Source organism: Pseudomonas sp. IT-196MI5 (assembly GCF_949767415.1).
In the GTDB taxonomy this organism is placed as follows: Bacteria; Pseudomonadota; Gammaproteobacteria; order Pseudomonadales; family Pseudomonadaceae; genus Aquipseudomonas.
In genome coordinates, this window is record NZ_CATKPZ010000013.1 from 21,742 (window position 1) to 45,741 (window position 24,000).

Below are 24,000 nucleotides of genomic sequence, written 5' to 3' on the forward strand. Positions count from 1 at the left end.
ATCATGAACACCTGCCACAATGGATAGGTAGCCTTTGCTGCAAGGATGCGTGCGATCGTAAGAATTGTTTGCCGCGAGAGGTTTCGCCATGCTCCTCAAAGCCATTGTGATCTGGTCATTGCTGTCGATCATCGTCGCCGCCGTGTTCTGTCGCCTGATGCATAACGCCAAGGTCGCCGACCGGGCGCTCAAGATCGCCAGGCCGGATCATCAGCCTCATGAACGAAACGTTGGCAATGCGTCCACGCCCCGGGACAAAAGTGGCAACGACGATTCGGATTGCCACGCGGCCCGAGCCATTCAGGGCGTTCCTACACTCAAAAAAAACCGGCTGTTCACAGACTGTGTGAAAACCTGCAATTTGCACGGTGCTCAAAGAAAATGCTCCGTATCGAAAGATACGGAGCATTTTTCTTTATGACTTACATCTAGGGAGATGTCCCGCAGATTGCTATGTTTTCACGCAGCCTGTGTAATTTCCCCGTAGGAAATGGGTTGTTTGTTATGGCGAAAATTCCTATTCGTTCATTTTGGCTATGCCATTGGATTGCGTTCAGCACGCGTCCCACCGTCTTATTCGTCGTCGCCCAATATTCCCTCTGCTCAGCGCTTCTGCCGAGATGAGAAGGAAAGGCAATTCAAACCGATGACGATAAGGACGTTGCAAATGAATGCACCTGTGCACCCCTTGTATACCAACGAAGTCTCCGCTGAGTTTCTTCGCAGTTTTGACGCCCCCCATTTCACTGAAGAACGGCTTGCGCACTTTTGCGACGAAGCTCTGGCAGTTGTTCGCCAGGGGCAGGCATACATGGAAGCTCACCCCGCTCACGCCATTTACCGAATCGCAACCGAGGACTTTCTGCCTTCCATCAAGGAGGAAGAACATCAATGAACGACGGACATTTCATTGGCCTGCATGACAAGACCACCTGTGGCGGCAAGGTCCTGGATGGTGACACCCGGATCATGATGTACGGCATTGCCCATGCCCGCGAGGGTGATCGAGTCACCTGTGGCAAGGACGGCAAGACTTACAAAATTGTCGGTGGCATTTCGCACATGATCAGTCATGGCAAAGCCATGGCGGGCACGCTGGACAGCCACAGCGATTGCCCCTGCAAGGCCCGGCTGATCCCTTCTGTGGTCACGGCGACCTATCGCAACGCTAACTCCGCACCGCGAACGGACAGGAGCGTTGTGCAACCCGTATCCAGTGCGGCAACCAGTCAACCGGCCGCGCCACGTCAGCCTGGTTTCGCCCCTTCGTACCCACCGGCGCCTGTCATATTCGCCCGCGCAGACCCTCAAGAACCGGGCTTCCATGTGGTGGCCAAAAGCATGACCCGGGAAGCCCTGGAGGCCACGCTGTTCGCCACGCCCGATGCCGCCGTGATGCGCAAGTTTCGGGCACTCAACCCAGTATCAGACAACATCAAAGCCGGCTCGTTGATCGTACTGAGCGACCCGAACAACACCTCCTGCACCTATCAGGAAGCCCAGCTGATGCAGGCCGCGCAGCAGGTCAGGGCCGCCCTCGATCCCCTGACGCCGGAGGAGGCCGAGTTCATGTTCCGCCACGCGGCGGAAATCGCCAGTTTTACCGGCGAGACTTCGACCTGGCTCGGCGTCAGCGCGGTGGTGATGGAAAAACACCTGACCCGACTGCGTGACACCCTGCAAGCCATGGAGCGCCTGCATCAGGACAGCTATCGTCAGCACGGCCACCTGCGATCGCCGCAGTTCTTCGCCGAACGCCAGCGGCTGCTCGCCCAGCTGGACGCCCACTTGCTGAACTCCACTCGCCTGCGTGGCCAGACCACCCTGGGTGATCACCCCAAGTTGAAGACGGCGCTCGGCATTTCCAGCCGTAGTCTGGTGCACCACTGGGACAAGGCCGGTGCGCCGGGGCAGATACCGGGGTATGCCACTCACGTGAATGCGACCAGTCGGGCGGCGAAGTACATGAGCACCGGCGGTTACATCGGCATTGGTATTGGTGGGGTTTCTTCGCTGTTGGCTATTCAGGAGGTTTGTGTTGGTGACTCTGGAACTGCTTGCGAGAGGATCAGGTTTACTGAAGGGGGGAAATTTGTCGGTTCTACTTTGGGTGGTATTGCAGGTGGGTGGGGAGCGTCTTCGGCAGCTGGCCCTATTTGTCTAGCGCTTGGAGTTTCTACTGGCATTTGGGGAGTTGTCTGCGCTGCGACCATCGTAGGAGTTGGTGCCTGGGAGGGAACCACCATTGGTGGCGAAAAGGGAGAGGCCTATGGCGACACTTTATATAGGGCTATACAGCCGTGATCAGCAGTTGGCCGGTCTGGGCGGTAATTATTGTGGATGGAGGGCCACTTCTGCTGGCGATGATCGCCATTGCATACTCTCTATACCTGGGCCGCCACCTGGACGCCATGATGGAAGCTCTGAAGAACAGTCGTTACATCTGTATTTGGGGGCCTACATTGCGAAATCAGGGTTGGTTTGGGTGCATCGCTCTGGTTTCAAAAATCGCAGGGATGGTGGTTTGGTCTACAGCATATATCCGCATCGGTGATGTGGACCCTGTCGATATTAAAAACTTCCCTCCCCATTTGAGATGGATGCTGACTATCAATCTTTTATTGATATTCGTGAGTCTGATTTGGATGGCAATTGACGTTGCATTGATGAGGATCTAAAAATTTTTGGAGCCAAGGATCCACCATTGGTGGGATTGCGGGTGGGGCAGGAGCTCCTTTGATTAGTGGCTCTATTTGCCTTGCGCTTGGGGTTACCACGGCAATAGGTGGTGTTATCTGCGTTGGGGCCGTGGTAGGGGTTAGCGCGTGGGTGGGGACAGAAGCGGGTGGTATGGGGGGCGAATTCGTAGGTGAGAAAATGTTTGAAATAAGACAGCCATGACCAGCATCGACATTTGGTCCCCATGGATTGCAGTTACTGTTGCTGGCGGTCCAATTCTGCTGGGGGCTATGAACATTGCTTACTGCCTGTACCTGAGCCGTCGTCATCTGGATGCCATGATGGAAGCCTTGAAAAACAGTCGCTACATTTTCATTTGGGGGCCAGGATGGCGGGGGCGGGGCTGGTTTGGGGGATTTGTACTGATCACTAAAATTGCCGGGATGGTAGTGCGACCGAGGGCGTATATACGCCTCGGTGATGTGGACCCTATCGATATCGAAAACTTCCCGCCCCACCTGAAGCGTCTTCTGATGATTAACGTAGTAATGACGATCATTACTCTAAGTTGGATGGCGATTACCTACGCTCTACTGAAGTTCAGATAACTCAATGGACGACTTTCCAAGTTGAAGTAGTCCTCGGCATTTCCAGTCGAAGCCCGGTGCACTGTTGCAACAAGGCGGTTGCATCGGGTTCCTCCGCCACATGAATTTGACCAGTTGTGGTGTCACCTATATAGCAGTCTGGAGGAGGATGGGCCGAAAACGGGACCAATTTATTTTTCATTTTCACGGAGGGAGGAAAATTTGTGTTGTCGACAATCGGTGGCCATAGAGGTGGAGAGTTGGCATATATAGCTAGCGGCCCTGTTTGCTTGGCGCTTGGGGTATCCACAGGGATTGGAGGCGTTATCTGCGTTGCGGCCATAGTAGGGGCTGGTGCATGGGTGGGTTCTGAAGCTGGAGGTGTTGCAGGAGAGTTCTTGGGCGAGAAACTGTATGAGGCCAAGCAACGGTGATCAACGCCTGGAGTCTCTGGGTTGTCATTTTGGTTGTGGGTGGGCCGTTCCTGTTAAGTATTGGTACTTTTGCCTACAGCCTTTACTTGATGCGTCATCTGGATTCCATGTTGAAAGCTCTGGAAAATAGTCGACATATTGTTGTTTGGGGAGCGGGTTTGCGACAACAAGGATGGTTTGGGCGACTCATGTTGGTGGCAAAAATCACAGGAATGGTGATGTGGCCGGGGCCGGGAATTCGCACTGGTGAAATGGATCCTGACGATGTAAAGAATTTTCCGCCTCACCTCAAACAACTTCTCAAAATCAAGATTTTGATATCGGGAATCATTGTTATCTGGGGGGCAATTGCATTCGCGCTGGTGAAATTCAAGTAATTATGTGCATCGATTCCAGATTGAAGACGGCCCTCGGCATTTCCAGTCGAAACCTGGTGCACCACTGATAAAAGGCCGGTGCACCAGGAAAGATAAGAAGCAGGACTGCGAAAAGCAAACGACACCGGAACAGACCATGTGAAAACGCGGTCTGCCAAGATCAAAAACAAATGCCCCGACTTGTCGGGGCATTTGTTGGGTTGGCCTTCAGTGGCTTTCACACTGTCTGCTCAGCCGATTTCTTTATTTCACTCAACAGCACTTCGGTCCGGCTTTACTGCCGTAACGGGCCTCCTGACGTTCGCGGAAGAACGCCTCGTAGTCCATCACCGGTTTGTCCGGGTGCTTGGTCTGCATATGCTCGACGTAGTTGTCGTAGTCGGGCATGCCAACCATCAGGCGTGCGGCCTGACCGAGGTATTTGCCGAGGCGACTCAGGTCATTGAACATGATCAGGCATCCGGCAGCGCGTGGAATGGCGCTTCCTTATCCGTACGCTCCTTGGTGCCCCAGGCGGCAATACCGACCTTGAGTGCGAAGAACAGGATGCTGAACACCACGAACAGGAACAGCGCAGTCAGCGTTGCGTTGGTGTAGGCGTTGAAGATCACGTGCTGCATCTGGTCGATGCTCTTGGCCGGGGCCAGCACCTGACCGTTGGCCAGGGCATCGCTGTACTTCTTCGCCAGGGCGAGGAAGCCGATCGCCGGGTTGGCATCGAACAGCTTGATGAAACCGGCGGTCGTGGTGCAGATCAGCAGCCATACCGCCGGCAGCAAGGTGACCCAGACATAACGCTGGCGCTTCATCTTGATCAGCACCACGGTGCCAAGCATCAGCGCGATACCGGCCAGCATCTGGTTGGAGATGCCGAACAGCGGCCACAAGGTGTTGATGCCACCCAATGGATCGATCACGCCCTGATACAGCAGATAACCCCACATGGCCACGCAACCGGCGGTGGCGATCAGGTTGGCGGTCCAGGATTCGGTGCGGCGCAGGGCTGGCACGAACGAGCCGAGCAAGTCCTGGAGCATGAAACGCCCGGCACGGGTACCGGCGTCGACCGCGGTCAGGATGAACAATGCTTCAAACAGGATCGCGAAGTGGTACCAGAACGCCATGGTGTTCTCACCCGGCAGGACGTGGTGCAGGATCTGCGCGATACCGACTGCCAGGGTCGGCGCGCCGCCGGCACGGGCCAGAATGGTGGTTTCACCGATGTCATGGGCCACGGCTTGCAGGGCTTCCGGAGTAATGGCAAAACCCCAGCTGCTGACAGTTTGCGCAACGGCCACCGCGTCGGCACCGACGACGGCGGCCGGGCTGTTCATGGCGAAGTACACGCCCGGATCGATCACGGAAGCCGCAACCATGGCCATGATCGCCACGAACGATTCCATCAGCATGCCGCCGTAACCGATGTAACGGGCATGCCCTTCGCTGGCGAGCAGCTTCGGCGTGGTGCCGGAAGCGATCAGCGCGTGGAAACCCGAGACCGCGCCACAGGCGATGGTGATGAACAGGAACGGGAACAGGCCGCCCTTCCACACCGGGCCGGTGCCGTCGATGAACTGGGTCAGGGCCGGCATTTTCAGCTCGGGCATGGTCACCAGGATGCCGATGGCCAGGGCGACGATGGTGCCGATTTTCAGGAAGGTCGAGAGGTAGTCACGGGGCGCCAGAATCAGCCACACCGGCAACACCGCCGCGACAAAACCGTAGCCGATCAGCATCCAGGTGATCTGCAGACCGGTAAAGGTAAAGGCCTTGGCCCAGACCGGATCCGCGGCAATCTGCCCGCCCAGCCAGATCGAACCGAGCAGCAACAGCACGCCGATCACCGAGATCTCACCGATGCGACCGGGGCGGATGTAGCGCATGTAGATGCCCATGAACATTGCGATCGGGATGGTCGCCATCACCGTGAAAATGCCCCACGGGCTTTCGGCCAGGGCTTTGACCACGATCAGCGCCAGCACCGCGAGGATGATGATCATGATCAGGAAGCAGCCGAACAGTGCGATGGTGCCGGGGATGCGGCCCATTTCTTCACGGACCATGTCGCCCAGGGATCGACCGTTGCGGCGGGTGGACATGAACAGGACCATGAAGTCCTGCACCGCACCGGCCAGCACCACGCCGGCGATCAGCCACAGCGTGCCGGGCAGGTAGCCCATCTGCGCCGCCAGCACCGGACCGACCAGCGGACCTGCGCCGGCGATGGCCGCGAAGTGGTGACCGAACAGTACGTGTTTGTTGGTCGGCACGTAGTCCAGACCATCGTTGTTGAGCACAGCCGGAGTGGCCCGATTGGGATCGAGCTGCATCACTTTATTGGCGATGAACAGGCTGTAGTAGCGGTAGGCAACCAGGTAGATGGCGACGGCTGCGACTACGATCCACAGGGCGTTGATCGCTTCGCCGCGGCGCAGGGCCACGACACTCAGCGCAATCGCTCCCAGGACAGCCACGGCAAACCAGGCGAGGTGTTTAGCCAGACGGGGCATAGCGTGTCTCCTGCCGACAGCCAGTGACTGCGGCGGTAATTTTTATAATTGTGTCCGCGGTGCGGAGCTGGCCCAATATCTGCGCATGCCGTCCACAAATAAATCCGCGTTACTACGTACGTGGTGTCTACGTAGTTCTACGTAGAACACGCCGATCTCCTGTTGGTTGACCACCGGATCCGGGGCCTCCCCCGATCAACTGTAGGAGCGAGCCTGCTCGCGATAGCGGACAGTCAGGCGCATTAATGCTGAATGTGCCGCCCTCATCGCGAGCAGGCTCGCTCCTACAGGTTTTACAAGCCCCAGCGGGTCATTCCGTCCAGCAACGCTACAGTCCCGGTGCCTCTATGGCATATGATCCCGAGCCTTCGCGCGGGCAGGAGTCAACATGCAGCTCAAACACAAGATCGTCGCCCTCGGGATCCTGCCGCTGGTGCTGGCCATTGCCGTCATCTGCGCGCTGGTGATATCCCTCAACCGCCAATTGGGCGACCAACAGGCGCAACTGATCGAAGACAGCATTCTGGCGAGCAAGCGCGCGGAGCTGAAAAACTACGTGGAAATGGCCCAGAGCCTGATCGAGCCGCTGTACGACGACGGCCACGGCGATGCCCACGCCCAGCAACAAGTGCTGGAAGAACTGCGCAAGCTCAGCTTCGGCATCAACGGCTACTTCTTCGTCTACGACCACGAAGGCCGCAGCCTGATGCATGCGCGTCAGTCGGAACTGGTGGGCCAATACCTGTGGGACATGAAAGACCCCCACGGCCTGCCGGTGATCCAGGCGCTGCTCAAAAGTGCGCAATCGGGCGAAGGTTTTCAACGCTACGCCTGGAACAAACCCTCCTCCGGCCAGGTGACCGACAAGCTTGCCTATGTGGTGATGCTCGATCGCTGGGGCTGGATGCTCGGCACCGGCATCTACCTCGAAGACGTCGAGCGCGCCACCCAGCAGGCCCGTGCCGAAGTGGCCATGGGCATCCGCAAGACCATGATGGCCATCGCCGTGGTCGCCCTGGTCGCGGTACTGTTCGTGTTCGCCACCGGCATGACCCTCAACGTCAGCGAACATCGGCTGGCGGACAAGAAACTGCAACGCCTGACCCAACGCATCGTCAGCCTGCAGGAGGAAGAACGATCCCGGGTATCCCGCGAGTTGCACGATGGCATCAGCCAGGTGCTGGTCTCGATCAAGTTTCAGTTCGAACTGGCCAGCCATCTGCTGGAACGCGGACAAGCCCACGACAAGGGCCTGAACACGTTAAGGGACGCCACCGAGCGCCTGGGCGATGCCATCGGTGAAGTCCGCAGTCTCTCCCACGACCTGCGCTCATCCTTGCTCGACACCCTCGGCCTGCCGGCGGCCATCGGCCAATTGGCCGCCGAATTCGAGCAGCGCAGCGGGCTGACCGTGACCTATGACGAAAATGAATTCGACTGCCAACTGGTCGACGGCGCCGCTGTTGCACTGTTCCGCATTGTCCAGGAAGGCCTGACCAATATTGAACGCCATGCGCAGGCGAAGAACGTGTCCATTACCCTGCGCGGCTGCGAACAATCGGTGCGGCTGACCGTGGTCGATGACGGCATCGGTTTCAACGTCGCCCAGGTCGAACGTCGTCAGGCCGGCATTGGTTTGCGTAACATCCGCGAACGCGTCGAGCATTTTGGCGGACGCTTCGATCTGATCTCGATGCCGGGCAGAAGTGAGCTGGACGTACGGCTGCCGATGAAACCTGGCGCCAAACGCTAAGCCGGCGCACAACTACAAGAGTGAATACTGCGATGAACCTGCCCTCCCCGATCCGCGTCGCCCTGGTCGACGATCACTCCCTGGTCCGCGACGGCATCAAGGCACTGCTGGCCGTGATGTCGCCCCTGGAAATGGTCGGTGAAGCGGAAAACGGCGCCGACGCCATCGAGATGGTCGGACGTTGTCAGCCGGACCTGCTGCTGGTCGACATCAGCCTGCCGGACATGAACGGCCTGGAACTGACCCGCGTGCTGCGCAGCCAATACCCGTCGCTCAAGGTGCTGGTGCTGAGCATGTACGACAACTACGAATACGTCAGTGAGTCGGTGCGCTCCGGCGCCAGCGGCTACGTGCTGAAGAACGCCCCGTCACGGGAAATCATCGCCGCCATCGAGGCCATCAGCAGCGGCGGCACCTTCTACAGCGCCGAAATCGCCCAGCGGCTGATCGCCGACAGGAACACCGACAACGAACTGACCCCGAGGGAAAGCCAGGTGCTGTCGAAGATGGCGCAAGGGTTGAACAATAAGGAAATGGCCCGGGAACTGGACATCAGCGTGCGCACGGTGGAAACCCATCGGCTGAGCATTCGGCGCAAGCTCAACATCGACAAGCCGGCGGCACTGGTCAAGTACGCGATTGATCACGGGCTTATTTCCCGCTAGCCCTCCAGACACCACAGCCCCCTGTAGGAGCGAGCCTGCTCGCGATGGACTTGAAGGCACCACGTGCATTCAGAAAGCACGCGTTATCGTTGACGTCCATCGCGAGCAGGCTCGCTCCTACAGGTTCGTTGTGTCTGAAATTTCTTACTTACCCCACCACCCGACGAGAAACTCATTCAGGGGACTTGTGCTTCAGGTATTATGGTATACCATCAGACGCACAGACACCAAAAACCTCCTACGGAGCAGCCCATGAGTTTCGAAATCCGCAAGATCGTCAGCTATGTCGAAGAAACCTTTATCGAAGGCGGCAAAGCCACCGATAAGCCCGTGACCATGGTCGGTCTGGCCGTGGTGATGAAAAACCCCTGGGTGGGCAACGGTTTCGTCGAAGACCTCAAACCACAGATCCGCGCCAACTGCTCCGACCTCGGCGCACTGATGGTCGAGCGCCTGGTGGGCATCATCGGCGGAGCCGAGAAAATCGAGGCCTATGGCAAGGCTGCGGTGGTCGGTGCCGACGGCGAGATCGAACACGCTTCGGCGGTGATCCACACCCTGCGCTTCGGCAACCATTACCGCGAAGCGGTCAAGGCCAAGAGCTACCTGAGCTTCACCAACAAGCGCGGCGGCCCGGGCACCTCGATCCAGATCCCGATGATGCACAAGGACGACGAAGGCCTGCGTTCGCACTACATCACCCTGGAAATGCAGATCGAAGACGCCCCGCGTGCCGACGAAATCGTTGTGGTCCTGGGTTGCGCCGACGGCGGCCGCCTGCACCCGCGCATCGGCAACCGCTACATCGACCTGGAAGAACTGGCCGCTGAAAACGCCCAGTAACCGGCCAGCAGAACGACAACAAAAAGGCATTGCAGGAGCGCTCCATGATTCGGCTCACCGCTGAACTCACCCCGGCTGGCACCAGTTACCTGGCGACCGGCCAAGGCCAGCCCGTGGTCTTGATCCACGGCGTGGGCCTGAACAAAGAAATGTGGGGAGGCCAGATCGTTGGCCTGGCCACGAAGTACCGTGTCATCGCCTACGACATGCTCGGCCATGGCGCCAGTCCGCGCCCTTCGATCGGCACGCCGCTGCTCGGCTATGCCGACCAGTTGCTGGAGCTGCTCGACCACCTGCAATTGCCCAAGGCCACGGTGATCGGTTTTTCCATGGGCGGGCTGGTGGCGCGGGCGTTTGCCTTGCACTACCCGCAACGCCTGGAAGGCCTGGTGGTGCTCAACAGCGTGTTCAACCGCAGCGCTGAACAACGCGCCGGGGTCATCGCCCGCACCAGTCAGGCTGCCGAACACGGACCGGACGCGAATGCCGAAGCGGCGCTGTCGCGCTGGTTCAGTCGCGAATACCAGGCCGCGAACCCGGCGCAGATCGCTGCGATTCGCCAGACCCTGGCCGGCAATGACCCCCAGGGCTACCTGACCACTTATGAACTGTTCGCCACCCAGGACATGTACCGCGCCGACGACCTGGCCAGCATCCAGGTGCCGACGCTGATCGCCACCGGCGAGCTGGACCCCGGTTCGACCCCGGAAATGGCCCGGCAACTGGCCGAACGCATTCCCGGTGCGACCGTTGCCGTGCTCGCCGAGCAACGGCATATGATGCCCGTAGAGTCTCCGCGCCTGGTCAACCAGCTGTTGCTGGAGTTTCTGCAGGCCGCGCACTCCCAACAAAACCAGATCAAGGGGATCGTTGCATGACACTCGCACGCTTCCAGATGTGCATCGGCGGTGAATGGGTCGATGCCCTGTCCGGCAAGACCTTCAAAAGCCTCAACCCGGCGCTGGCCGAGCCTTGGGCGGAACTGCCCGACGCCGACGAAGCCGACGTCGAGCGCGCTGTGCAAGCAGCGCAGACGGCTTTCGACAGCCCGGCGTGGCGCGGCTTGACCGCCACTGCGCGCGGCAAATTGCTGCGACGCCTGGGCGACCTGATCGCCGAGAACAAAGAACAACTGGCGCAGCTGGAAAGTCGCGACAACGGCAAGCTGATCCGCGAAACCCGTGGCCAGGTCGGCTATCTGCCGGAGTTCTTCCACTACACCGCAGGCCTGGCGGACAAGCTCGAAGGCGGCACCCTGCCGCTGGACAAGCCGGACCTGTTTGCCTACACCGTGCACGAAGCCATGGGCGTGGTCGCGGCGATCATTCCGTGGAACAGCCCGCTGTACCTGACGGCGATCAAACTGGCCCCGGCCCTTGCCGCGGGCAACACCATCGTGATCAAGCCGTCGGAACACGCCTCGGCGACCATCCTCGAACTGGCGCGCCTGGCGCTGGAAGCCGGGATCCCGCCGGGCGTGGTCAACGTCGTCACCGGTTATGGCCCAAGCACCGGCGCCGCCCTCACCCGCCATCCGCTGATCCGCAAGATCGCCTTCACCGGCGGCGCGGCCACGGCCCGGCATGTGGTGCGCAGCAGCGCGGAGAATTTCGCCAAGCTGTCGCTGGAACTGGGTGGCAAATCGCCGAACATCATCTTCGCCGACGCCGACCTCGACAGCGCGATCAACGGTGCCATCGCCGGGATCTATGCCGCCTCCGGGCAGAGCTGCGTCTCCGGTTCGCGCTTGCTGGTGCAGGACGAGATCTACGACGAGTTCGTCGGCCGTCTGGTGGAACGCGCCCGGCGCATCCGCATTGGCAACCCGCAGGACGACAGCAGCGAAATGGGCCCGATGGCCACCGCGCAGCAACTGGCCGTGGTCGAAGGCCTGGTGGCCGATGCGATTGCCGAAGGCGCGCGCCTGCGTCTGGGCGGCAAGCGTCCGGCCAATCTGGGCGACGGCTGGTTCTATGAGCCGACGCTGTTCGAGTGCGACCGCAACTCGATGAAGATCATGCAGGAAGAAGTCTTTGGCCCGGTGGCTTCGGTCATCCGTTTCAAGGACGAAGCCGAGGCCCTGGCGATTGCCAACGACTCACAGTTCGGCCTCGCCGCCGGCATCTGGACCCGCGACCTGGGCCGCGCCCATCGCCTGGCCCGGGACGTGCGTTCGGGGATCATCTGGGTCAACACCTATCGCGCGGTCTCGGCCATGGCGCCGATCGGCGGCTTCAAGAACAGTGGCTATGGACGCGAAAGCGGCATCGATTCGGTGCTGGCCTACACCGAGCTGAAAACGGTGTGGATCAACCTGTCCCAGGCACCGATGCCTGATCCCTTCGTGATGCGCTAGGAGTCCTGGAAAATGATCGAACCCGGCATTTACAAAGACGTCATGAGCTCGTTCCCGTCCGGGGTCACGGTGGTCACCACCCTGGACCCGGACGGCGGCATCGTCGGCATCACCGCCAGCGCCTTCAGTGCGCTGTCGATCGACCCGGCACTGGTGCTGTTCTGCCCCAACTACGGCTCCGACACCTACCCGGTGCTGCGCGACAGCAAGCAGTTCGCGATTCACCTGCTGTCCGCCGACCAGACCGCCGAAGCCTATGCCTTCGCCGGTAAAGGCAAAGACAAGGCCAAAGGCATCGAGTGGCACTTGAGCGAACTGGGCAACCCGATTCTTGCCAAGGCCACGGCGATCATCGAGTGCGAGCTGTGGCGCGAATACGACGGCGGCGATCACGCGATCATCGTCGGCGCGGTGAAGAACCTGATCCTGCCCGCGCAACCGGTCACGCCGATGATCTACCACAAAGGCAAGCTGGGCCCGTTGCCCACCCTGGCCTGATGCCTACACACAAAACCCTGTGGGAGCCAATCCCTTGTGGGAGCGAGCTTGCTCGCGATGACGGACTGACATTCAACATGTATGTCGACTGATACACCGCTATCGCGAGCAAGCTCGCTCCCACAGGTAAAGCAGAGCAGCCACTTTCAATTTTCTCAGGAGCCGGCATGAGCCCAGCAGCCTCGTTACTGTTCCGCCAACAGGCCTACATCAACGGCCAATGGCTGGACGCGCCGGATGGCGCCTGTCAGGACATCTTCAATCCGGCCACCGGTGAACTCATCGGCCAGGTGCCGAACCTGGGTGCCGAGCAAGCGCGCCTGGCCATCGAGGCCGCCAACAAGGCCTGGCCGGCCTGGCGCGCACTGACCGCCAAGGAACGCAGCAATACCCTCAAGCGCTGGCATGCCTTGATGCTGGAAAACGCCGACGCCCTGGCCGAGATCCTCACCCTCGAACAAGGCAAGCCACTGACTGAAGCCAAAGGCGAAATCCTCTACGCCGCGAGCTTCATCGAGTGGTTCGCCGAGGAAGCCAAACGGATCTATGGCGACACCATTCCCAGCCACAAGGGCGACGCGCGCATCGTGGTCAGCAAGGAGCCGATTGGCGTGGTCGCGGCCATCACGCCGTGGAACTTCCCGGCGGCGATGATCACCCGCAAAGCCGGCCCGGCACTGGCCGCCGGTTGCCCGTGCATCGTCAAACCGGCCCCGGAAACGCCATTCTCCGCACTGGCCATGGCCGCACTGGCGGAACAGGCCGGGATTCCAGCGGGCATTTTCAACGTGATCACCGGCGACGCCATCGCTATCGGCGCCGAGCTGACCGCCAGCCCGAAGGTGCGCAAACTGTCGTTCACCGGTTCCACTGCCATCGGCAAATTGCTGATGGCCCAGTGCGCGCCGACGCTGAAAAAAGTCTCGCTGGAACTGGGCGGCAACGCGCCGTTCATTGTCTTCGACGATGCCGACCTGGAGCGTGCCGTTGACGGCGCACTGATCGCCAAATTCCGCAACGCCGGGCAGACCTGCGTCTGCGTCAATCGCTTCCTGGTCCAGGCCGGTATCCACGACGCCTTTGTGGCGCGCCTGACCGAGCGGGTTTCGCAACTCAAGGTCGGCAGCGGCTTTGACGCGGGTGTCACCCAAGGACCGCTGATCAACGAGCGTGCCGTGGCCAAGGTCGAAGACCATGTGCAAGACGCGCTGGCCCACGGCGCACAACTGCTGTGCGGCGGTGAACGCCATGCATTGGGCAACGGCTTCTTCCAGCCAACCGTTCTGGCGGGCGTTACCACGCAAATGAAAGTCGCCCAAGAAGAAACCTTCGGCCCACTGGCAGCGGTGTTCCGTTTCGACACCGAGGCCCAGGCCGTCGAGATGGCCAACGACACCGAATTCGGCCTGGCCGCCTACTGCTATACCCGCGACCTGGGCCGCGCCTGGCGCATGAGCGAAGCATTGGAGTACGGCATGGTCGGGATCAACGAAGGGCTGATTTCCACCGAAGTCGCGCCGTTTGGCGGCATCAAGTCCTCGGGGCTGGGCCGCGAAGGGTCGAAGTACGGCATCGAGGATTACCTGGAACTCAAATACACCTTGATGGGCGGCCTCTGAGCCCACGGGAGCTACGCAAATGAGCAACGAAAAATACGAAAAAGGCCTGAAGATCCGCACCCAGGTGCTGGGCGAGGCCTACGTCAATCGTTCCATCGAGAACGCCGACGACTTCACCCGGCCATTGCAGGAAATGGTCACCGAATATTGTTGGGGTCATGTCTGGGGCCGTGAGGGTTTGTCGCTCAAGGAGCGCAGCATGATCAACCTGGCGATGATCTCGGCCCTCAACCGGCCCCACGAACTCAAGCTGCATGTGCGCGGCGCCTTGCGTAACGGCCTGAGTCGTGAGCAAATACGCGAAATATTGCTTCAGGTCGGCATTTATTGCGGTGTCCCCGCTGCCGTAGACAGTTTCCGGCTCGCCCGTGAAGCCTTCGCCGAAGCCGATGCCGAGGCCTCCAGTTAACCCTTGGCTGTTTGATGACAGAGCACATGGATTCCCGTAATCGAAGTGCTCTTTTTGCATGGACAGCCACACTCAGAGCGGACCCCATGAAACGCCTGCCACTCGACGACAGCTTCAAGGTCAATCGCAACCCCGTTACCCTGCGCGAAATCGTGCTGGATAAACTGCGAAGCGCCATCATGAACTTCCAGCTCTTGCCGGGAGATCGTCTAGTCGAACGCGATCTGTGCGATCGCCTGGGCGTCAGCCGCACGTCCGTCCGCGAAGCCTTGCGTCACCTGGAATCCGAAGGCCTGGTGGAATTCGCCGACGCCAAGGGCCCACGGGTTGCCATTATTACGCTGGCCGATGCCGTGGATATCTACGAGCTGCGTTGCGTGCTCGAAGGCCTGATCGTGCAACTGTTCACCCTGCGCGCCAAGGCCAAGGACATCAAGGCCCTGGAAAAAGCCCTGGAAGAAAACCGCAAGGCGCTCAAAGACGGCGAACTGCAACAGGTCATCGACTCGGTCCAGGGTTTCTACGACGTGTTGCTCGAAGGCTCGGGCAACCATGTCGCGGCCACTCAGCTGCGCCAGTTGCAGGCACGCATCAGCTACCTGCGCGCGACCTCGGTGTCCCAGGAAAACCGTCGCGGTGCCAGTAACCAGGAAATGGAACGCATGGTCGAAGCGATCAAGAGCGGTGACCCGCTGGCCGCCCACCAGGCGTGCGTCGACCACGTGCGTGCGGCCGCTGCCGTGGCCTTGGACTACCTCAAGCGCAAACAGGAAGAAACCGGCGCGATCCCCGAGATCACCCTGCCCATCGCGCTGAAAGAACCGCGCATAGGTCGCTGAAATGTTCAGCCCGAGCTTTTGCCCCAAGTGCGGCAGCGCAGACCTTAGGTCACAGTTGCCGCCGGGCGATACGCACGAGCGCCTGATGTGCCGCGGCTGCGGCTACATCCATTACGTCAATCCGAAAATCATTGCCGGCTGCATCATCGAGCAGGACGGCAAGTACCTGTTGTGCCAGCGCGCGATTCCACCGCGCCCCGGCACCTGGACGCTGCCGGCGGGCTTCATGGAAAGCGGCGAGACCACCGAGCAGGCGGCCTTGCGCGAAGTCTGGGAAGAAAGCGGCGTGCGCGCGGAAATCGTCTCGCCCTATTCGATCTTCAGCGTGCCCAGGATCAGCGAGGTGTACATCATCTTCCGCGCCATCGCGCTGGAGATCACCGGCCAGTACGGCCCGGAAACCCTCGACTGTAAATTCTTCGCGCCCGAGGAGATTCCCTGGGACAGCATCTACTACCCGGCGATCCGGCAGATCCTCGAACGCTATATCGAGGAACGCCAGGCCGGGGTGTATGGCATCTACATGGGCAATGACGACAGCGGGAAGATTCATTTCATCCGCTGAAAAATCCCCCATTTCCCTGTAGGAGCGAGCCTGCTCGCGATGGTCGTCAACGATGACGCGTGCTGACTGACCGAACGCGTTGCTCTGACGTTTTTCGCGAGCAAGCTCGCGCCTACAGGGTCAAGCGGTGTTGGTTAGAGCGGCGCCATGCCCTCGACAATAATCACCTCTGCCTTCGCCACACCCTCACGGTGCCCCCTCGCCTCCTGATACAGCGCCGAGTGATAGCACGCCACCGCCTGCTCATAAGAATCGAACTCGATCACCACACTGCGTTGCGGCGTCGTCCGACCTTCCATCGCCTCACTACGCCCACCCCGCGCCAGAACCCGACCGCCATACAGGGCAAACGCCTGCGGCGCCCGCCGGGTGTATTGGCTGTATTGATCAGGGTCAGTGACATCCACATGAGCAATCCAGTACGCCTTCATAGTGACCTCTCGGTTTATTTTGTATTATGGTATACCACAATACCAATCCAACAAACACCGAGACTCCAGCATGGCCTTCAACAGCATCGAAGAAATCATCGAAGATTACCGCCTCGGCAAAATGGTCCTGCTGGTGGACGATGAAGACCGGGAAAACGAAGGCGACCTGTTGCTCGCCGCCGATTGCTGCACACCCGAGGCGATCAGTTTCATGGCCCGTGAAGCCCGCGGCCTGATCTGCCTGACCCTGACCGACGAGCATTGCAAACGCCTGGGCCTGGAGCAGATGGTGCCAAGCAACGGCAGCGTGTTCAGCACCGCCTTCACCGTGTCCATCGAGGCCGCCGTCGGTGTGACCACCGGCATTTCCGCTGCGGATCGTGCCTGCACTGTGGCCGCTGCCGTCGCCGCCCATGCCGGCCCTGCCGACATCGTGCAACCCGGCCATATCTTCCCGCTGCGCGCCCGGGAAGGTGGTGTGCTGACCCGTGCCGGCCATACCGAAGCCGGCTGCGACCTGGCCCGCCTGGCCGGCCATACGCCCGCCTCGGTGATCGTCGAAGTGATGAACGACGACGGCACCATGGCCCGCCGCCCCGACCTGGAAGTGTTCGCGCGCAAGCACGGGATCAAGATCGGCACCATCGCCGACCTGATCCACTATCGCCTGAGCACCGAACACACCATCGTGCGCATCGGTGAACGTGATCTGCCGACCGTGCACGGCACCTTTCGTCTGATCACCTTTGAGGATCGCATCGAAGGCGGTGTCCACATGGCCATGGTCATGGGCGATCTGCACCGCGAAGAGCCGACGCTGGTGCGCGTGCATGTGATCGATCCGTTGCGCGACCTGGTCGGCGCCGAATACAGCGGGCCGACCAACTGGACGTTGTGGGCCGCCTTGCAGCGTGTCGCCGCCGAAGGCCACGGCGTGGTGGTGGTGCTGGCCAACCACGAATCCTCCCAGGCGTTGCTCGAACGCGTGCCGCAATTGACCCAGCCGCCACGGCAGTTCAGCCGATCGCAATCGCGGATTTATTCGGAAGTCGGCACCGGTGCGCAGATCCTGCAGAACCTGGGTGTCGGCAAGCTGCGCCACCTCGGCCCGCCGCTGAAATATGCGGGCTTGACCGGATATGACCTGGAAGTGGTGGAGAGTATTGCCTTCACCGACTGATCCTCGGTTTAGCGCAATTCCCTGTGGGAGCGAGCTTGCTCGCGATAGCGGTATGACAGCCAACACTTGTATCGACTGACACACCCTCATCGCGAGCAAGCTCGCTCCCACAAGGGATTGCATTGCCTGACAGGTTCCGGCCAATCCCCACAGCCAAAAAATCCACTTTCGGCTGATAGCCGGTACGGCAAAATGCTTGCACAAAGTTTGGAATACCATAATATGATATTCCATAGACCGGACAGTCAGCACTGACTCGATGGACTTACTGCTCCCGATAGGCGGGCACTCGAAAGCCCCGCTCATAAACACAACAATGAGGGCGTGAAAATGGTGTTGAACAAACGTGCGACCGCGGTTCTTTTTGCGGGACTGCTGAGCGTGACCAGCCAGGCATTGCTGGCGGCTGAAAGCGTCAACTTCGTGAGTTGGGGCGGCAGCACCCAGGATGCGCAGAAGCAGGCCTGGGCCGATCCGTTCAGCAAGGCCAGCGGCATCACCGTGGTGCAGGATGGCCCGACCGACTACGGCAAGCTCAAGGCCATGGTCGAGAGCGGCAACGTGCAATGGGACGTGGTCGACGTCGAAGCCGACTTCGCTCTGCGCGCCGCCTCCGAAGGCTTGCTCGAACCCCTCGATTTCAAAGTCATTGAACGCGACAAGATCGACCCGCGCTTCGTCAGCGATCACGGCGTCGGTTCGTTCTTCTTCTCTTTCGTCCTCGGCTACAACGAAGGCAAGCTCGGCGCCAGCAAGCCTCAGGACTGGTCCGCGCTGTTCGACACCAAGACCTACCCCGGCAAACGCGCCCTGTACAAATGGCCAAGCCCTGGCGTGCTCGAACTGGCGCTGCTGGCCGACGGCGTGCCTGCCGACAAGCTTTACCCGCTGGACCTGGACCGCGCCTTCAAAAAGCTCGACACCATCAAGAAAGACATCGTCTGGTGGGGGGGCGGCGCGCAGTCGCAGCAGTTGCTGGCCTCCGGTGAAGCGAGCATGGGCCAGTTCTGGAACGGCCGGATTCACGCCCTGCAGGAAGACGGCGCGCCGGTTGGCGTAAGCTGGAAGCAGAACCTGGTCATGGCCGACATCCTGGTCATTCCCAAGGGTTCGAAAAACAAGGACGCGGCGATGAAGTTCCTGGCCAACGCCAGCAGTGCCAAAGGCCAGGCGGACTTCTCCAACCTGACCGCCTACGCCCCGGTCAACGTCGACAGCGTGCAGCGCCTGGACTCGGTGCTGGCCCCGAATCTGCCGACCGCTTACGCCAAGGATCAGATCACTCTTGATTTCGCGTACTGGGCCAAGAACGGTCCGGCCATCGCGACACGGTGGAACGAATGGCTGGTCAAATGAAAATGACGGCAACCGCACCCCGTCCTTCCACGTCAGTCGGGAGCGCCCCTGGCGCTGCCGGCTCGGCGGTTGCGATGACGCAATCGCCAAGCCTGGCCCAGCGCTGGCGTGGATCGGGCAACCTGATCCCCGCCCTGCTGTTCCTCGGCCTGTTCTTCCTCGCGCCGTTGATTGGCCTGCTGTTGCGCGGCGTGCTGGAACCGGTGCCGGGCCTGGGCAACTACGAGCAACTGTTCGCCAACTCGGCCTATGCCCGGGTCTTGCTCAACACCTTCTCGGTGGCCGGTCTGGTGACGCTGTTCAGCCTGTTGCTGGGCTTCCCGCTGGCCTGGGCGATCACCCTGGTGCCCCGTGGCTGGGGGCGCTGGATCCTGAACATCGTGCTGCTGTCGATGTGGACCAGCCTGCTCGCCCGCACCTACTCCTGGCTGGTGTTGCTGCAAGCCTCCGGGGTGATCAACAAGGCGTTGATGGCCATGGGCATCATCGATCAGCCGCTGGAGATGGTGCACAACCTCACCGGCGTGGTGATCGGCATGAGCTACATCATGATCCCGTTCATCGTGCTGCCGTTGCAGGCGACCATGCAGGCCATCGACCCGATGATCCTGCAGGCAGGTTCCATCTGCGGCGCCAGCCCCTGGACCAACTTCTTCCGGGTGTTCCTGCCGCTGTGCCGGCCGGGGCTGTTCTCCGGCGGGCTGATGGTGTTCGTGATGTCACTCGGTTACTACGTGACCCCCGCACTGCTGGGCGGTGCGCAGAACATGATGCTGCCCGAGTTCATCATTCAGCAGGTGCAGTCGTTCCTCAACTGGGGCCTGGCGAGTGCCGGCGCCGCGTTGCTGATCGTGATCACGCTGGTGTTGTTCTACTTCTACCTGAAGCTCCAGCCGGAATCCCCGGTTGGCGCCAGCAACGCGAGGTAAGCCGTCATGCTCCTGACCCCCAATGCCATGAGCCGGCGCATGCGCTTCGGCCTGTATGCCACCACCGGGCTGATCGGGCTGTTCCTGCTGCTGCCGATCGTGTTCATCGTGCTGTTGTCGTTCGGCTCGTCGCAATGGCTGGTGTTCCCGCCACCGGGCTGGACGCTGAAATGGTACGGCCAGTTCTTCTCCAATGCCGACTGGATGAACGCGGCGATGGCCAGCCTGAAAGTCGCGGTGCTGACCACCTTCTTCGCCGTCGCGCTGGGCCTGCCCACCGCGTTCGCCCTGGTGCGTGGCCGCTTCCCCGGCCGCGAGATGCTCTATGGCCTGTTCACCCTGCCGATGATCGTGCCCCTGGTGATCATCGCCGTGGCGGTGTACGCGCTGTTCCTGAAACTGGGTTACACCGGGACCATGTTCGCGTTCGTGGTCAGCCACGTCATCGTCGCGTTGCCGTTCACCATCATCTCGATCATCAACTCGCTGAAGCTGTTCGATCAGTCGATCGAGGATGCGGCGGTGATCTGCGGCGCCTCGCGCCTGCAAGCGGTGTTCAAGGTGACCTTCCCGGCGATCCGTCCGGGCATGGTGGCCGGCGCCCTCTTCGCCTTCCTCGTCTCGTGGGATGAAGTGGTGCTGAGCGTGATGATGGCCAGCCCGACCCTGCAAACCCTTCCCGTGAAAATGTGGACCACCCTGCGCCAGGACCTGACGCCCGTGATCGCCGTCGCTTCGACGCTGCTGATCGGCCTCTCGGTCTTGGTCATGGTGATCGCCGCCGCTCTGCGCCGGCGCAACGAAATCAGCGCTTGAGCGCCAGGAGTACGACATGAGTGCAGTGATCAAAGATTCCGCGCAGCAAAATGACAAACCCCTGGTCAGCCTGCGTAACCTGAACAAGCACTACGGCGACTTCGCCGCCGTGGACAACATCTCGCTGGACATCAAGGACGGTGAATTCCTCACCTTCCTCGGCTCCAGCGGATCGGGCAAAAGCACCACGCTGTCGATGCTGGCCGGCTTCGAAACCCCGAGCAGCGGCGAGATCCTGGTCAACGGCCAGTCGCTGGTCAACGTGCCGCCGCACAAACGCGACATCGGCATGGTGTTCCAGCGCTACTCACTGTTCCCGCATCTGTCGGTACGCGACAACATTGCCTTCCCGTTGGCCATCCGCAAACTGGCCGCCGCCGAACGCGAGCGTCGGGTCGATGCGATGCTCAAGCTGGTGCAGCTTGAGCAATTTGCCCATCGTCGCCCTTCGCAACTGTCCGGTGGCCAGCAGCAACGCGTCGCTATCGCCCGCGCGTTGGTTTACGAACCACGCATCCTGCTGATGGACGAACCCCTCGGTGCACTGGACAAGAAACTGCGTGAAGACTTGCAGGATGAACTGCGTCAGCTGCATCGACGCCTGGGCATCACCATCGTCTACGTGACCCACGACCAGGAAGAAGCCATGCGTTTGTCCCAGCGCATCGCGATTTTCAGCCACGGCAAAATCGTCGGCCTGGGCAGCGGCTATGACCTGTACCAGAATCCGCCGAACGCCTTTGTCGCCTCGTTCCTCGGCAACTCGAACTTCCTCAAGCTCAAGGCCCAGGGCAATGCGGTGGCGACCTTTGAAGGCCAGGCGCTGTCGATCCGACTCACGGCCGGCCTGCAAACCGACCAGGACGTGCTGCTGATGGTGCGTCCGGAAAAAGCCTTGGCCTTGAGTGTCGAGCAAGCTGCGCAGGAACCGTTGGCCGCCGGCTGGAACGAAGTCTCGGCCAAGGTCGTGGAAGTGCTGTTTCTCGGCGAAAGCCAGACCTGCAGCGTGGTCACCTCGGGTGGCACCTCGATGACGGTCAAGGCACTGTCCGCCGCCGGCATGCCGCTCAAGGCGGGCGACCCGGTGCGGGTGCGCTGGGCCACCGCCGATGCCTGCGTCTACACCGAATGGGCCGAAAGCGACCTGAACAAGGCCGCCGGCGCTCACTGATCCATTGGCCTGCGCGCGCGGGCCACTATAATGAGTCACCCTCGGGCCACCACAACGTCGGGTTGTGGTGGCCTTTTTTCTGTCGCCTGTAAGATAAATTGGACAACGGATTCCTAAAATCCCGGTTTAATGCTAAATAGTGCTCAGTATTTTTAACACCCGACCCTGTCGTGCCACACAGTGCAACGAGAATAACGATATGAAAGTCCATTTCGAGAAAAGTGAAGTGTTTGGGACCCTCCACCTGCAAGCGGCGGTGGCAGCATGATCGAAGTCACCGAAGTTTCCATTGCCGAGCTGCGCGCCGCGCTCGAATCCGGCCAGACCACCTCGGTTGAACTGGTCCAGGCTTATCTCGCGCGGATCGACGCCTACGACGGCCCCGAAACGCCAACCGCGTTGAACGCGGTCGTGGTGCGCAACCCCGAGGCGCTCGCCGAAGCGCAGGCGTCCGACGCCCGTCGCGCCAAGGGCCAGACGCTGGGCCCGCTGGACGGCATCCCTTACACCGCCAAGGACAGCTATCTGGTCAAGGGCCTCACCGCCGCTTCCGGCAGCCCGGCCTTCAAGGACCTGGTCGCCTATCGCGACGCGTTCACCATCGAACGCCTGCGCGCTGGCGGGGCGATCTGCCTGGGCAAGACCAACATGCCGCCGATGGCCAACGGCGGGATGCAGCGCGGCGTCTACGGCCGTGCCGAGAGCCCGTACAACGCTGACTACCTCACCGCCCCATTCGCCTCCGGTTCGTCGAACGGCGCGGGTACTGCCACTGCCGCGAGTTTCGCGGCCTTCGGCCTGGCGGAAGAAACCTGGTCGAGCGGTCGCGGACCGGCCTCGAACAATGGTTTGTGCGCCTACACCCCTTCGCGCGGGGTGATCTCGGTGCGCGGCAACTGGCCGTTGACCCCGACCATGGACGTGGTCGTGCCGTTTGCCCGGACCATGGCCGACCTGCTCGAAGTGCTCGACGTGGTGGTGGCCGATGACCCGGACACCCGTGGCGATCTGTGGCGCCTGCAACCCTGGGTGCCGATCCCGAGCTCGTCCCTGGTGCGCCCCAAATCCTACGCGGCGCTGGCCGCCAACGGCGAGGCGCTCAAAGGCAAGAAGTTCGGTATCCCGCGCATGTACATCAACGCCGACCCTGAAGCCGGCACCTCTGAAGCACCGGGCATCGGTGGCCCGACCGGCCAACGCATCCACACCCGTCCTTCGGTGATCGGCCTCTGGGAACAGGCACGCAAGGCCCTCGAAGACGCGGGTGCCGAAGTGATCGACGTGGATTTCCCGCTGGTTTCCAATTGCGAAGGCGATCGTCCTGGCGCGCCGACCGTGTTCAATCGCGGCATCGTCTCCAAGGAATTTTTACACCATGAACTCTGGGACCTGTCCGCCTGGGCGTTCGATGATTTCCTGCAGGCCAACGGCGACCCGAAACTCAACCGTCTGGTCGATGTCGACGGTCCGCAGATCTTCCCTCACGATCCGGGCACTCTGCCCAACCGCGAGGGCGACCTGGCCGCCGGCATGGACGAATACGTGCGCATGGCCGAACGCGGCATCACCCCGTGGGACCAGATCAGCACGGTGCCGGACGGCCTGCGCGGACTGGAACAGACCCGCAAGATCGATCTGGAAGACTGGATGGATCGCCTGGGCCTGGACGCGGTGCTGTTCCCGACCGTCGCTGACGTGGGCCCGGCGAATGCCGATGTCGATCCGCAATCGGCGGATATCGCCTGGAGCAACGGCGTATGGGTCGCCAACGGCAACCTCGCCATCCGCCACCTCGGCGTGCCAACGGTTACCGTGCCGATAGGGGTGATGCCGGACATCGGCATGCCGGTCGGCCTGACGTTTGCCGGGCGCGCCTATGACGACTCGTCGCTACTGCACCTGGCGTCGGCGTTCGAATCGACCGGGAACAAACGCATGATCCCGCCGCGTACCCCGCCATTGGTCGCTGACAAGCGGTAATGT

25 protein-coding genes are annotated in these 24,000 nt (G+C 60.9%); 22 read left to right on the forward strand and 3 right to left on the reverse strand.

What is annotated here, in order from left to right; genetic code table 11:
• Positions 1-88 precede the first annotated feature (88 nt).
• The 6 genes from ACM6IK_RS11510 (at position 89) to ACM6IK_RS11535 (ending at position 4,077) form a co-directional block, all read left to right on the forward strand.
• On the forward strand, positions 89-421 hold the full coding sequence (locus ACM6IK_RS11510; protein ID WP_414874413.1) for a hypothetical protein: 333 nt from the start codon (positions 89-91) through the stop codon (positions 419-421).
• Between the two features lie 246 nt (positions 422-667).
• Positions 668-895, forward strand: coding sequence for a hypothetical protein (locus ACM6IK_RS11515; RefSeq protein ID WP_414873188.1), 228 nt, complete (start codon positions 668-670; stop codon positions 893-895).
• On the forward strand, positions 892-2,304 hold the full coding sequence (locus ACM6IK_RS11520) for a PAAR domain-containing protein (RefSeq protein WP_414874414.1): 1,413 nt from the start codon (positions 892-894) through the stop codon (positions 2,302-2,304). The genes ACM6IK_RS11515 and ACM6IK_RS11520 overlap by 4 nt, the downstream gene beginning before the upstream one ends.
• Positions 2,301-2,678: a hypothetical protein gene (locus ACM6IK_RS11525; RefSeq protein ID WP_414874415.1), complete on the forward strand. Its 378-nt coding sequence runs from the start codon at positions 2,301-2,303 to the stop codon at positions 2,676-2,678. Before ACM6IK_RS11520 ends, ACM6IK_RS11525 begins: the two co-directional genes overlap by 4 nt.
• A gap of 219 nt (positions 2,679-2,897) precedes the next feature.
• Positions 2,898-3,287, forward strand: a complete 390-nt coding sequence (locus ACM6IK_RS11530) for a hypothetical protein (protein WP_414874416.1) — start codon at positions 2,898-2,900, stop codon at positions 3,285-3,287.
• Between the two features lie 409 nt (positions 3,288-3,696).
• On the forward strand, positions 3,697-4,077 hold the full coding sequence (locus ACM6IK_RS11535; protein WP_414874417.1) for a hypothetical protein: 381 nt from the start codon (positions 3,697-3,699) through the stop codon (positions 4,075-4,077).
• Positions 4,078-4,329: 252 nt separating this feature from the next.
• Here ACM6IK_RS11535 and ACM6IK_RS11540 read toward each other — a convergent pair whose 3' ends face one another.
• Positions 4,330-4,527: a YbdD/YjiX family protein gene (locus ACM6IK_RS11540; protein WP_007976534.1), complete on the reverse strand. Its 198-nt coding sequence runs from the start codon at positions 4,525-4,527 to the stop codon at positions 4,330-4,332.
• Between the two features lie 2 nt (positions 4,528-4,529).
• On the reverse strand, positions 4,530-6,587 hold the full coding sequence (locus ACM6IK_RS11545) for a carbon starvation CstA family protein (RefSeq protein WP_218432024.1): 2,058 nt from the start codon (positions 6,585-6,587) through the stop codon (positions 4,530-4,532).
• 388 nt (positions 6,588-6,975) lie between these two features.
• Here ACM6IK_RS11545 and ACM6IK_RS11550 point away from each other — a divergent pair, with 388 nt between their 5' ends.
• The 10 genes from ACM6IK_RS11550 (at position 6,976) to ACM6IK_RS11595 (ending at position 16,134) form a co-directional block, all read left to right on the forward strand.
• Positions 6,976-8,340, forward strand: a complete 1,365-nt coding sequence (locus tag ACM6IK_RS11550) for a cache domain-containing protein (RefSeq protein WP_108219712.1) — start codon at positions 6,976-6,978, stop codon at positions 8,338-8,340.
• A 32-nt stretch (positions 8,341-8,372) separates the two neighbouring features.
• Positions 8,373-9,005 (forward strand): response regulator, encoded by a 633-nt coding sequence (locus ACM6IK_RS11555; RefSeq protein ID WP_414874418.1) that lies wholly within the window; start codon positions 8,373-8,375, stop codon positions 9,003-9,005.
• A 252-nt stretch (positions 9,006-9,257) separates the two neighbouring features.
• Entirely contained in the window at positions 9,258-9,848 is a 591-nt protein-coding gene (locus ACM6IK_RS11560; RefSeq protein WP_414874419.1) for an amino acid synthesis family protein, read from the forward strand.
• 44 nt (positions 9,849-9,892) lie between these two features.
• On the forward strand, positions 9,893-10,726 hold the full coding sequence (locus ACM6IK_RS11565) for an alpha/beta fold hydrolase (RefSeq protein WP_277536880.1): 834 nt from the start codon (positions 9,893-9,895) through the stop codon (positions 10,724-10,726).
• Positions 10,723-12,204, forward strand: a complete 1,482-nt coding sequence (locus ACM6IK_RS11570) for an aldehyde dehydrogenase (RefSeq protein ID WP_414874420.1) — start codon at positions 10,723-10,725, stop codon at positions 12,202-12,204. Before ACM6IK_RS11565 ends, ACM6IK_RS11570 begins: the two co-directional genes overlap by 4 nt.
• 12 nt (positions 12,205-12,216) lie before the next feature.
• The gene (locus tag ACM6IK_RS11575) at positions 12,217-12,702 is read left to right on the forward strand and encodes a flavin reductase family protein (RefSeq protein ID WP_090456302.1); all 486 of its coding nucleotides are present in this window, start codon (positions 12,217-12,219) and stop codon (positions 12,700-12,702) included.
• Positions 12,703-12,869: 167 nt separating this feature from the next.
• A complete protein-coding gene (locus ACM6IK_RS11580; protein ID WP_414874421.1) occupies positions 12,870-14,321 on the forward strand; it encodes an NAD-dependent succinate-semialdehyde dehydrogenase in 1,452 nt (483 codons plus the stop codon).
• A gap of 19 nt (positions 14,322-14,340) precedes the next feature.
• Entirely contained in the window at positions 14,341-14,730 is a 390-nt protein-coding gene (locus tag ACM6IK_RS11585) for a carboxymuconolactone decarboxylase family protein (RefSeq protein WP_008059553.1), read from the forward strand.
• Between the two features lie 86 nt (positions 14,731-14,816).
• On the forward strand, positions 14,817-15,569 hold the full coding sequence (locus tag ACM6IK_RS11590) for a GntR family transcriptional regulator (RefSeq protein ID WP_414874422.1): 753 nt from the start codon (positions 14,817-14,819) through the stop codon (positions 15,567-15,569).
• Between the two features lies 1 nt (position 15,570).
• Positions 15,571-16,134, forward strand: coding sequence for an NUDIX hydrolase (locus tag ACM6IK_RS11595; protein WP_414874423.1), 564 nt, complete (start codon positions 15,571-15,573; stop codon positions 16,132-16,134).
• 134 nt (positions 16,135-16,268) lie between these two features.
• Here ACM6IK_RS11595 and ACM6IK_RS11600 read toward each other — a convergent pair whose 3' ends face one another.
• The gene (locus tag ACM6IK_RS11600) at positions 16,269-16,565 is read right to left on the reverse strand and encodes a DUF1330 domain-containing protein (protein WP_414874424.1); all 297 of its coding nucleotides are present in this window, start codon (positions 16,563-16,565) and stop codon (positions 16,269-16,271) included.
• A gap of 70 nt (positions 16,566-16,635) precedes the next feature.
• Here ACM6IK_RS11600 and ribBA point away from each other — a divergent pair, with 70 nt between their 5' ends.
• The 6 genes from ribBA to ACM6IK_RS11630 all read left to right on the forward strand — a co-directional run bounded on the left by ribBA (position 16,636) and on the right by ACM6IK_RS11630 (position 23,997).
• The gene (gene ribBA / locus ACM6IK_RS11605; protein WP_414874425.1) at positions 16,636-17,745 is read left to right on the forward strand and encodes a bifunctional 3,4-dihydroxy-2-butanone-4-phosphate synthase/GTP cyclohydrolase II; all 1,110 of its coding nucleotides are present in this window, start codon (positions 16,636-16,638) and stop codon (positions 17,743-17,745) included.
• A 330-nt stretch (positions 17,746-18,075) separates the two neighbouring features.
• Positions 18,076-19,101, forward strand: a complete 1,026-nt coding sequence (locus tag ACM6IK_RS11610) for an ABC transporter substrate-binding protein (protein WP_414874426.1) — start codon at positions 18,076-18,078, stop codon at positions 19,099-19,101.
• Positions 19,098-20,030, forward strand: a complete 933-nt coding sequence (locus ACM6IK_RS11615; protein ID WP_414874427.1) for an ABC transporter permease — start codon at positions 19,098-19,100, stop codon at positions 20,028-20,030. Before ACM6IK_RS11610 ends, ACM6IK_RS11615 begins: the two co-directional genes overlap by 4 nt.
• A gap of 6 nt (positions 20,031-20,036) precedes the next feature.
• Positions 20,037-20,846 (forward strand): ABC transporter permease, encoded by an 810-nt coding sequence (locus tag ACM6IK_RS11620; protein WP_007976227.1) that lies wholly within the window; start codon positions 20,037-20,039, stop codon positions 20,844-20,846.
• Between the two features lie 16 nt (positions 20,847-20,862).
• Complete coding sequence (locus tag ACM6IK_RS11625) at positions 20,863-22,017, forward strand: ABC transporter ATP-binding protein (protein WP_414874428.1); 1,155 nt, start codon at positions 20,863-20,865, stop codon at positions 22,015-22,017.
• A gap of 264 nt (positions 22,018-22,281) precedes the next feature.
• Positions 22,282-23,997: an amidase gene (locus ACM6IK_RS11630; protein WP_414874429.1), complete on the forward strand. Its 1,716-nt coding sequence runs from the start codon at positions 22,282-22,284 to the stop codon at positions 23,995-23,997.
• The last annotated feature ends 3 nt before the right edge of the window (positions 23,998-24,000 follow it).

What these genes read in the sequence shown, in the direction of transcription:
- ACM6IK_RS11510 (WP_414874413.1), top strand. Translation starts at nt 89, where the DNA reads ATGCTCCTCAAAGCCATTGTGATCTGGTCATTGCTGTCGATCATCGTC.
- ACM6IK_RS11515 (WP_414873188.1), top strand. Translation starts at nt 668, where the DNA reads ATGAATGCACCTGTGCACCCCTTGTATACCAACGAAGTCTCCGCTGAG.
- ACM6IK_RS11520 (WP_414874414.1), top strand. Translation starts at nt 892, where the DNA reads ATGAACGACGGACATTTCATTGGCCTGCATGACAAGACCACCTGTGGC.
- ACM6IK_RS11530 (WP_414874416.1), top strand. Translation starts at nt 2,898, where the DNA reads ATGACCAGCATCGACATTTGGTCCCCATGGATTGCAGTTACTGTTGCT.
- ACM6IK_RS11540 (WP_007976534.1), bottom strand. Translation starts at nt 4,527, where the DNA reads ATGTTCAATGACCTGAGTCGCCTCGGCAAATACCTCGGTCAGGCCGCA.
- ACM6IK_RS11545 (WP_218432024.1), bottom strand. Translation starts at nt 6,587, where the DNA reads ATGCCCCGTCTGGCTAAACACCTCGCCTGGTTTGCCGTGGCTGTCCTG.
- ACM6IK_RS11550 (WP_108219712.1), top strand. Translation starts at nt 6,976, where the DNA reads ATGCAGCTCAAACACAAGATCGTCGCCCTCGGGATCCTGCCGCTGGTG.
- ACM6IK_RS11555 (WP_414874418.1), top strand. Translation starts at nt 8,373, where the DNA reads ATGAACCTGCCCTCCCCGATCCGCGTCGCCCTGGTCGACGATCACTCC.
- ACM6IK_RS11560 (WP_414874419.1), top strand. Translation starts at nt 9,258, where the DNA reads ATGAGTTTCGAAATCCGCAAGATCGTCAGCTATGTCGAAGAAACCTTT.
- ACM6IK_RS11565 (WP_277536880.1), top strand. Translation starts at nt 9,893, where the DNA reads ATGATTCGGCTCACCGCTGAACTCACCCCGGCTGGCACCAGTTACCTG.
- ACM6IK_RS11570 (WP_414874420.1), top strand. Translation starts at nt 10,723, where the DNA reads ATGACACTCGCACGCTTCCAGATGTGCATCGGCGGTGAATGGGTCGAT.
- ACM6IK_RS11575 (WP_090456302.1), top strand. Translation starts at nt 12,217, where the DNA reads ATGATCGAACCCGGCATTTACAAAGACGTCATGAGCTCGTTCCCGTCC.
- ACM6IK_RS11580 (WP_414874421.1), top strand. Translation starts at nt 12,870, where the DNA reads ATGAGCCCAGCAGCCTCGTTACTGTTCCGCCAACAGGCCTACATCAAC.
- ACM6IK_RS11585 (WP_008059553.1), top strand. Translation starts at nt 14,341, where the DNA reads ATGAGCAACGAAAAATACGAAAAAGGCCTGAAGATCCGCACCCAGGTG.
- ACM6IK_RS11590 (WP_414874422.1), top strand. Translation starts at nt 14,817, where the DNA reads ATGAAACGCCTGCCACTCGACGACAGCTTCAAGGTCAATCGCAACCCC.
- ACM6IK_RS11595 (WP_414874423.1), top strand. Translation starts at nt 15,571, where the DNA reads ATGTTCAGCCCGAGCTTTTGCCCCAAGTGCGGCAGCGCAGACCTTAGG.
- ACM6IK_RS11600 (WP_414874424.1), bottom strand. Translation starts at nt 16,565, where the DNA reads ATGAAGGCGTACTGGATTGCTCATGTGGATGTCACTGACCCTGATCAA.
- ribBA (WP_414874425.1), top strand. Translation starts at nt 16,636, where the DNA reads ATGGCCTTCAACAGCATCGAAGAAATCATCGAAGATTACCGCCTCGGC.
- ACM6IK_RS11610 (WP_414874426.1), top strand. Translation starts at nt 18,076, where the DNA reads ATGGTGTTGAACAAACGTGCGACCGCGGTTCTTTTTGCGGGACTGCTG.
- ACM6IK_RS11615 (WP_414874427.1), top strand. Translation starts at nt 19,098, where the DNA reads ATGAAAATGACGGCAACCGCACCCCGTCCTTCCACGTCAGTCGGGAGC.
- ACM6IK_RS11620 (WP_007976227.1), top strand. Translation starts at nt 20,037, where the DNA reads ATGCTCCTGACCCCCAATGCCATGAGCCGGCGCATGCGCTTCGGCCTG.
- ACM6IK_RS11625 (WP_414874428.1), top strand. Translation starts at nt 20,863, where the DNA reads ATGAGTGCAGTGATCAAAGATTCCGCGCAGCAAAATGACAAACCCCTG.
- ACM6IK_RS11630 (WP_414874429.1), top strand. Translation starts at nt 22,282, where the DNA reads ATGATCGAAGTCACCGAAGTTTCCATTGCCGAGCTGCGCGCCGCGCTC.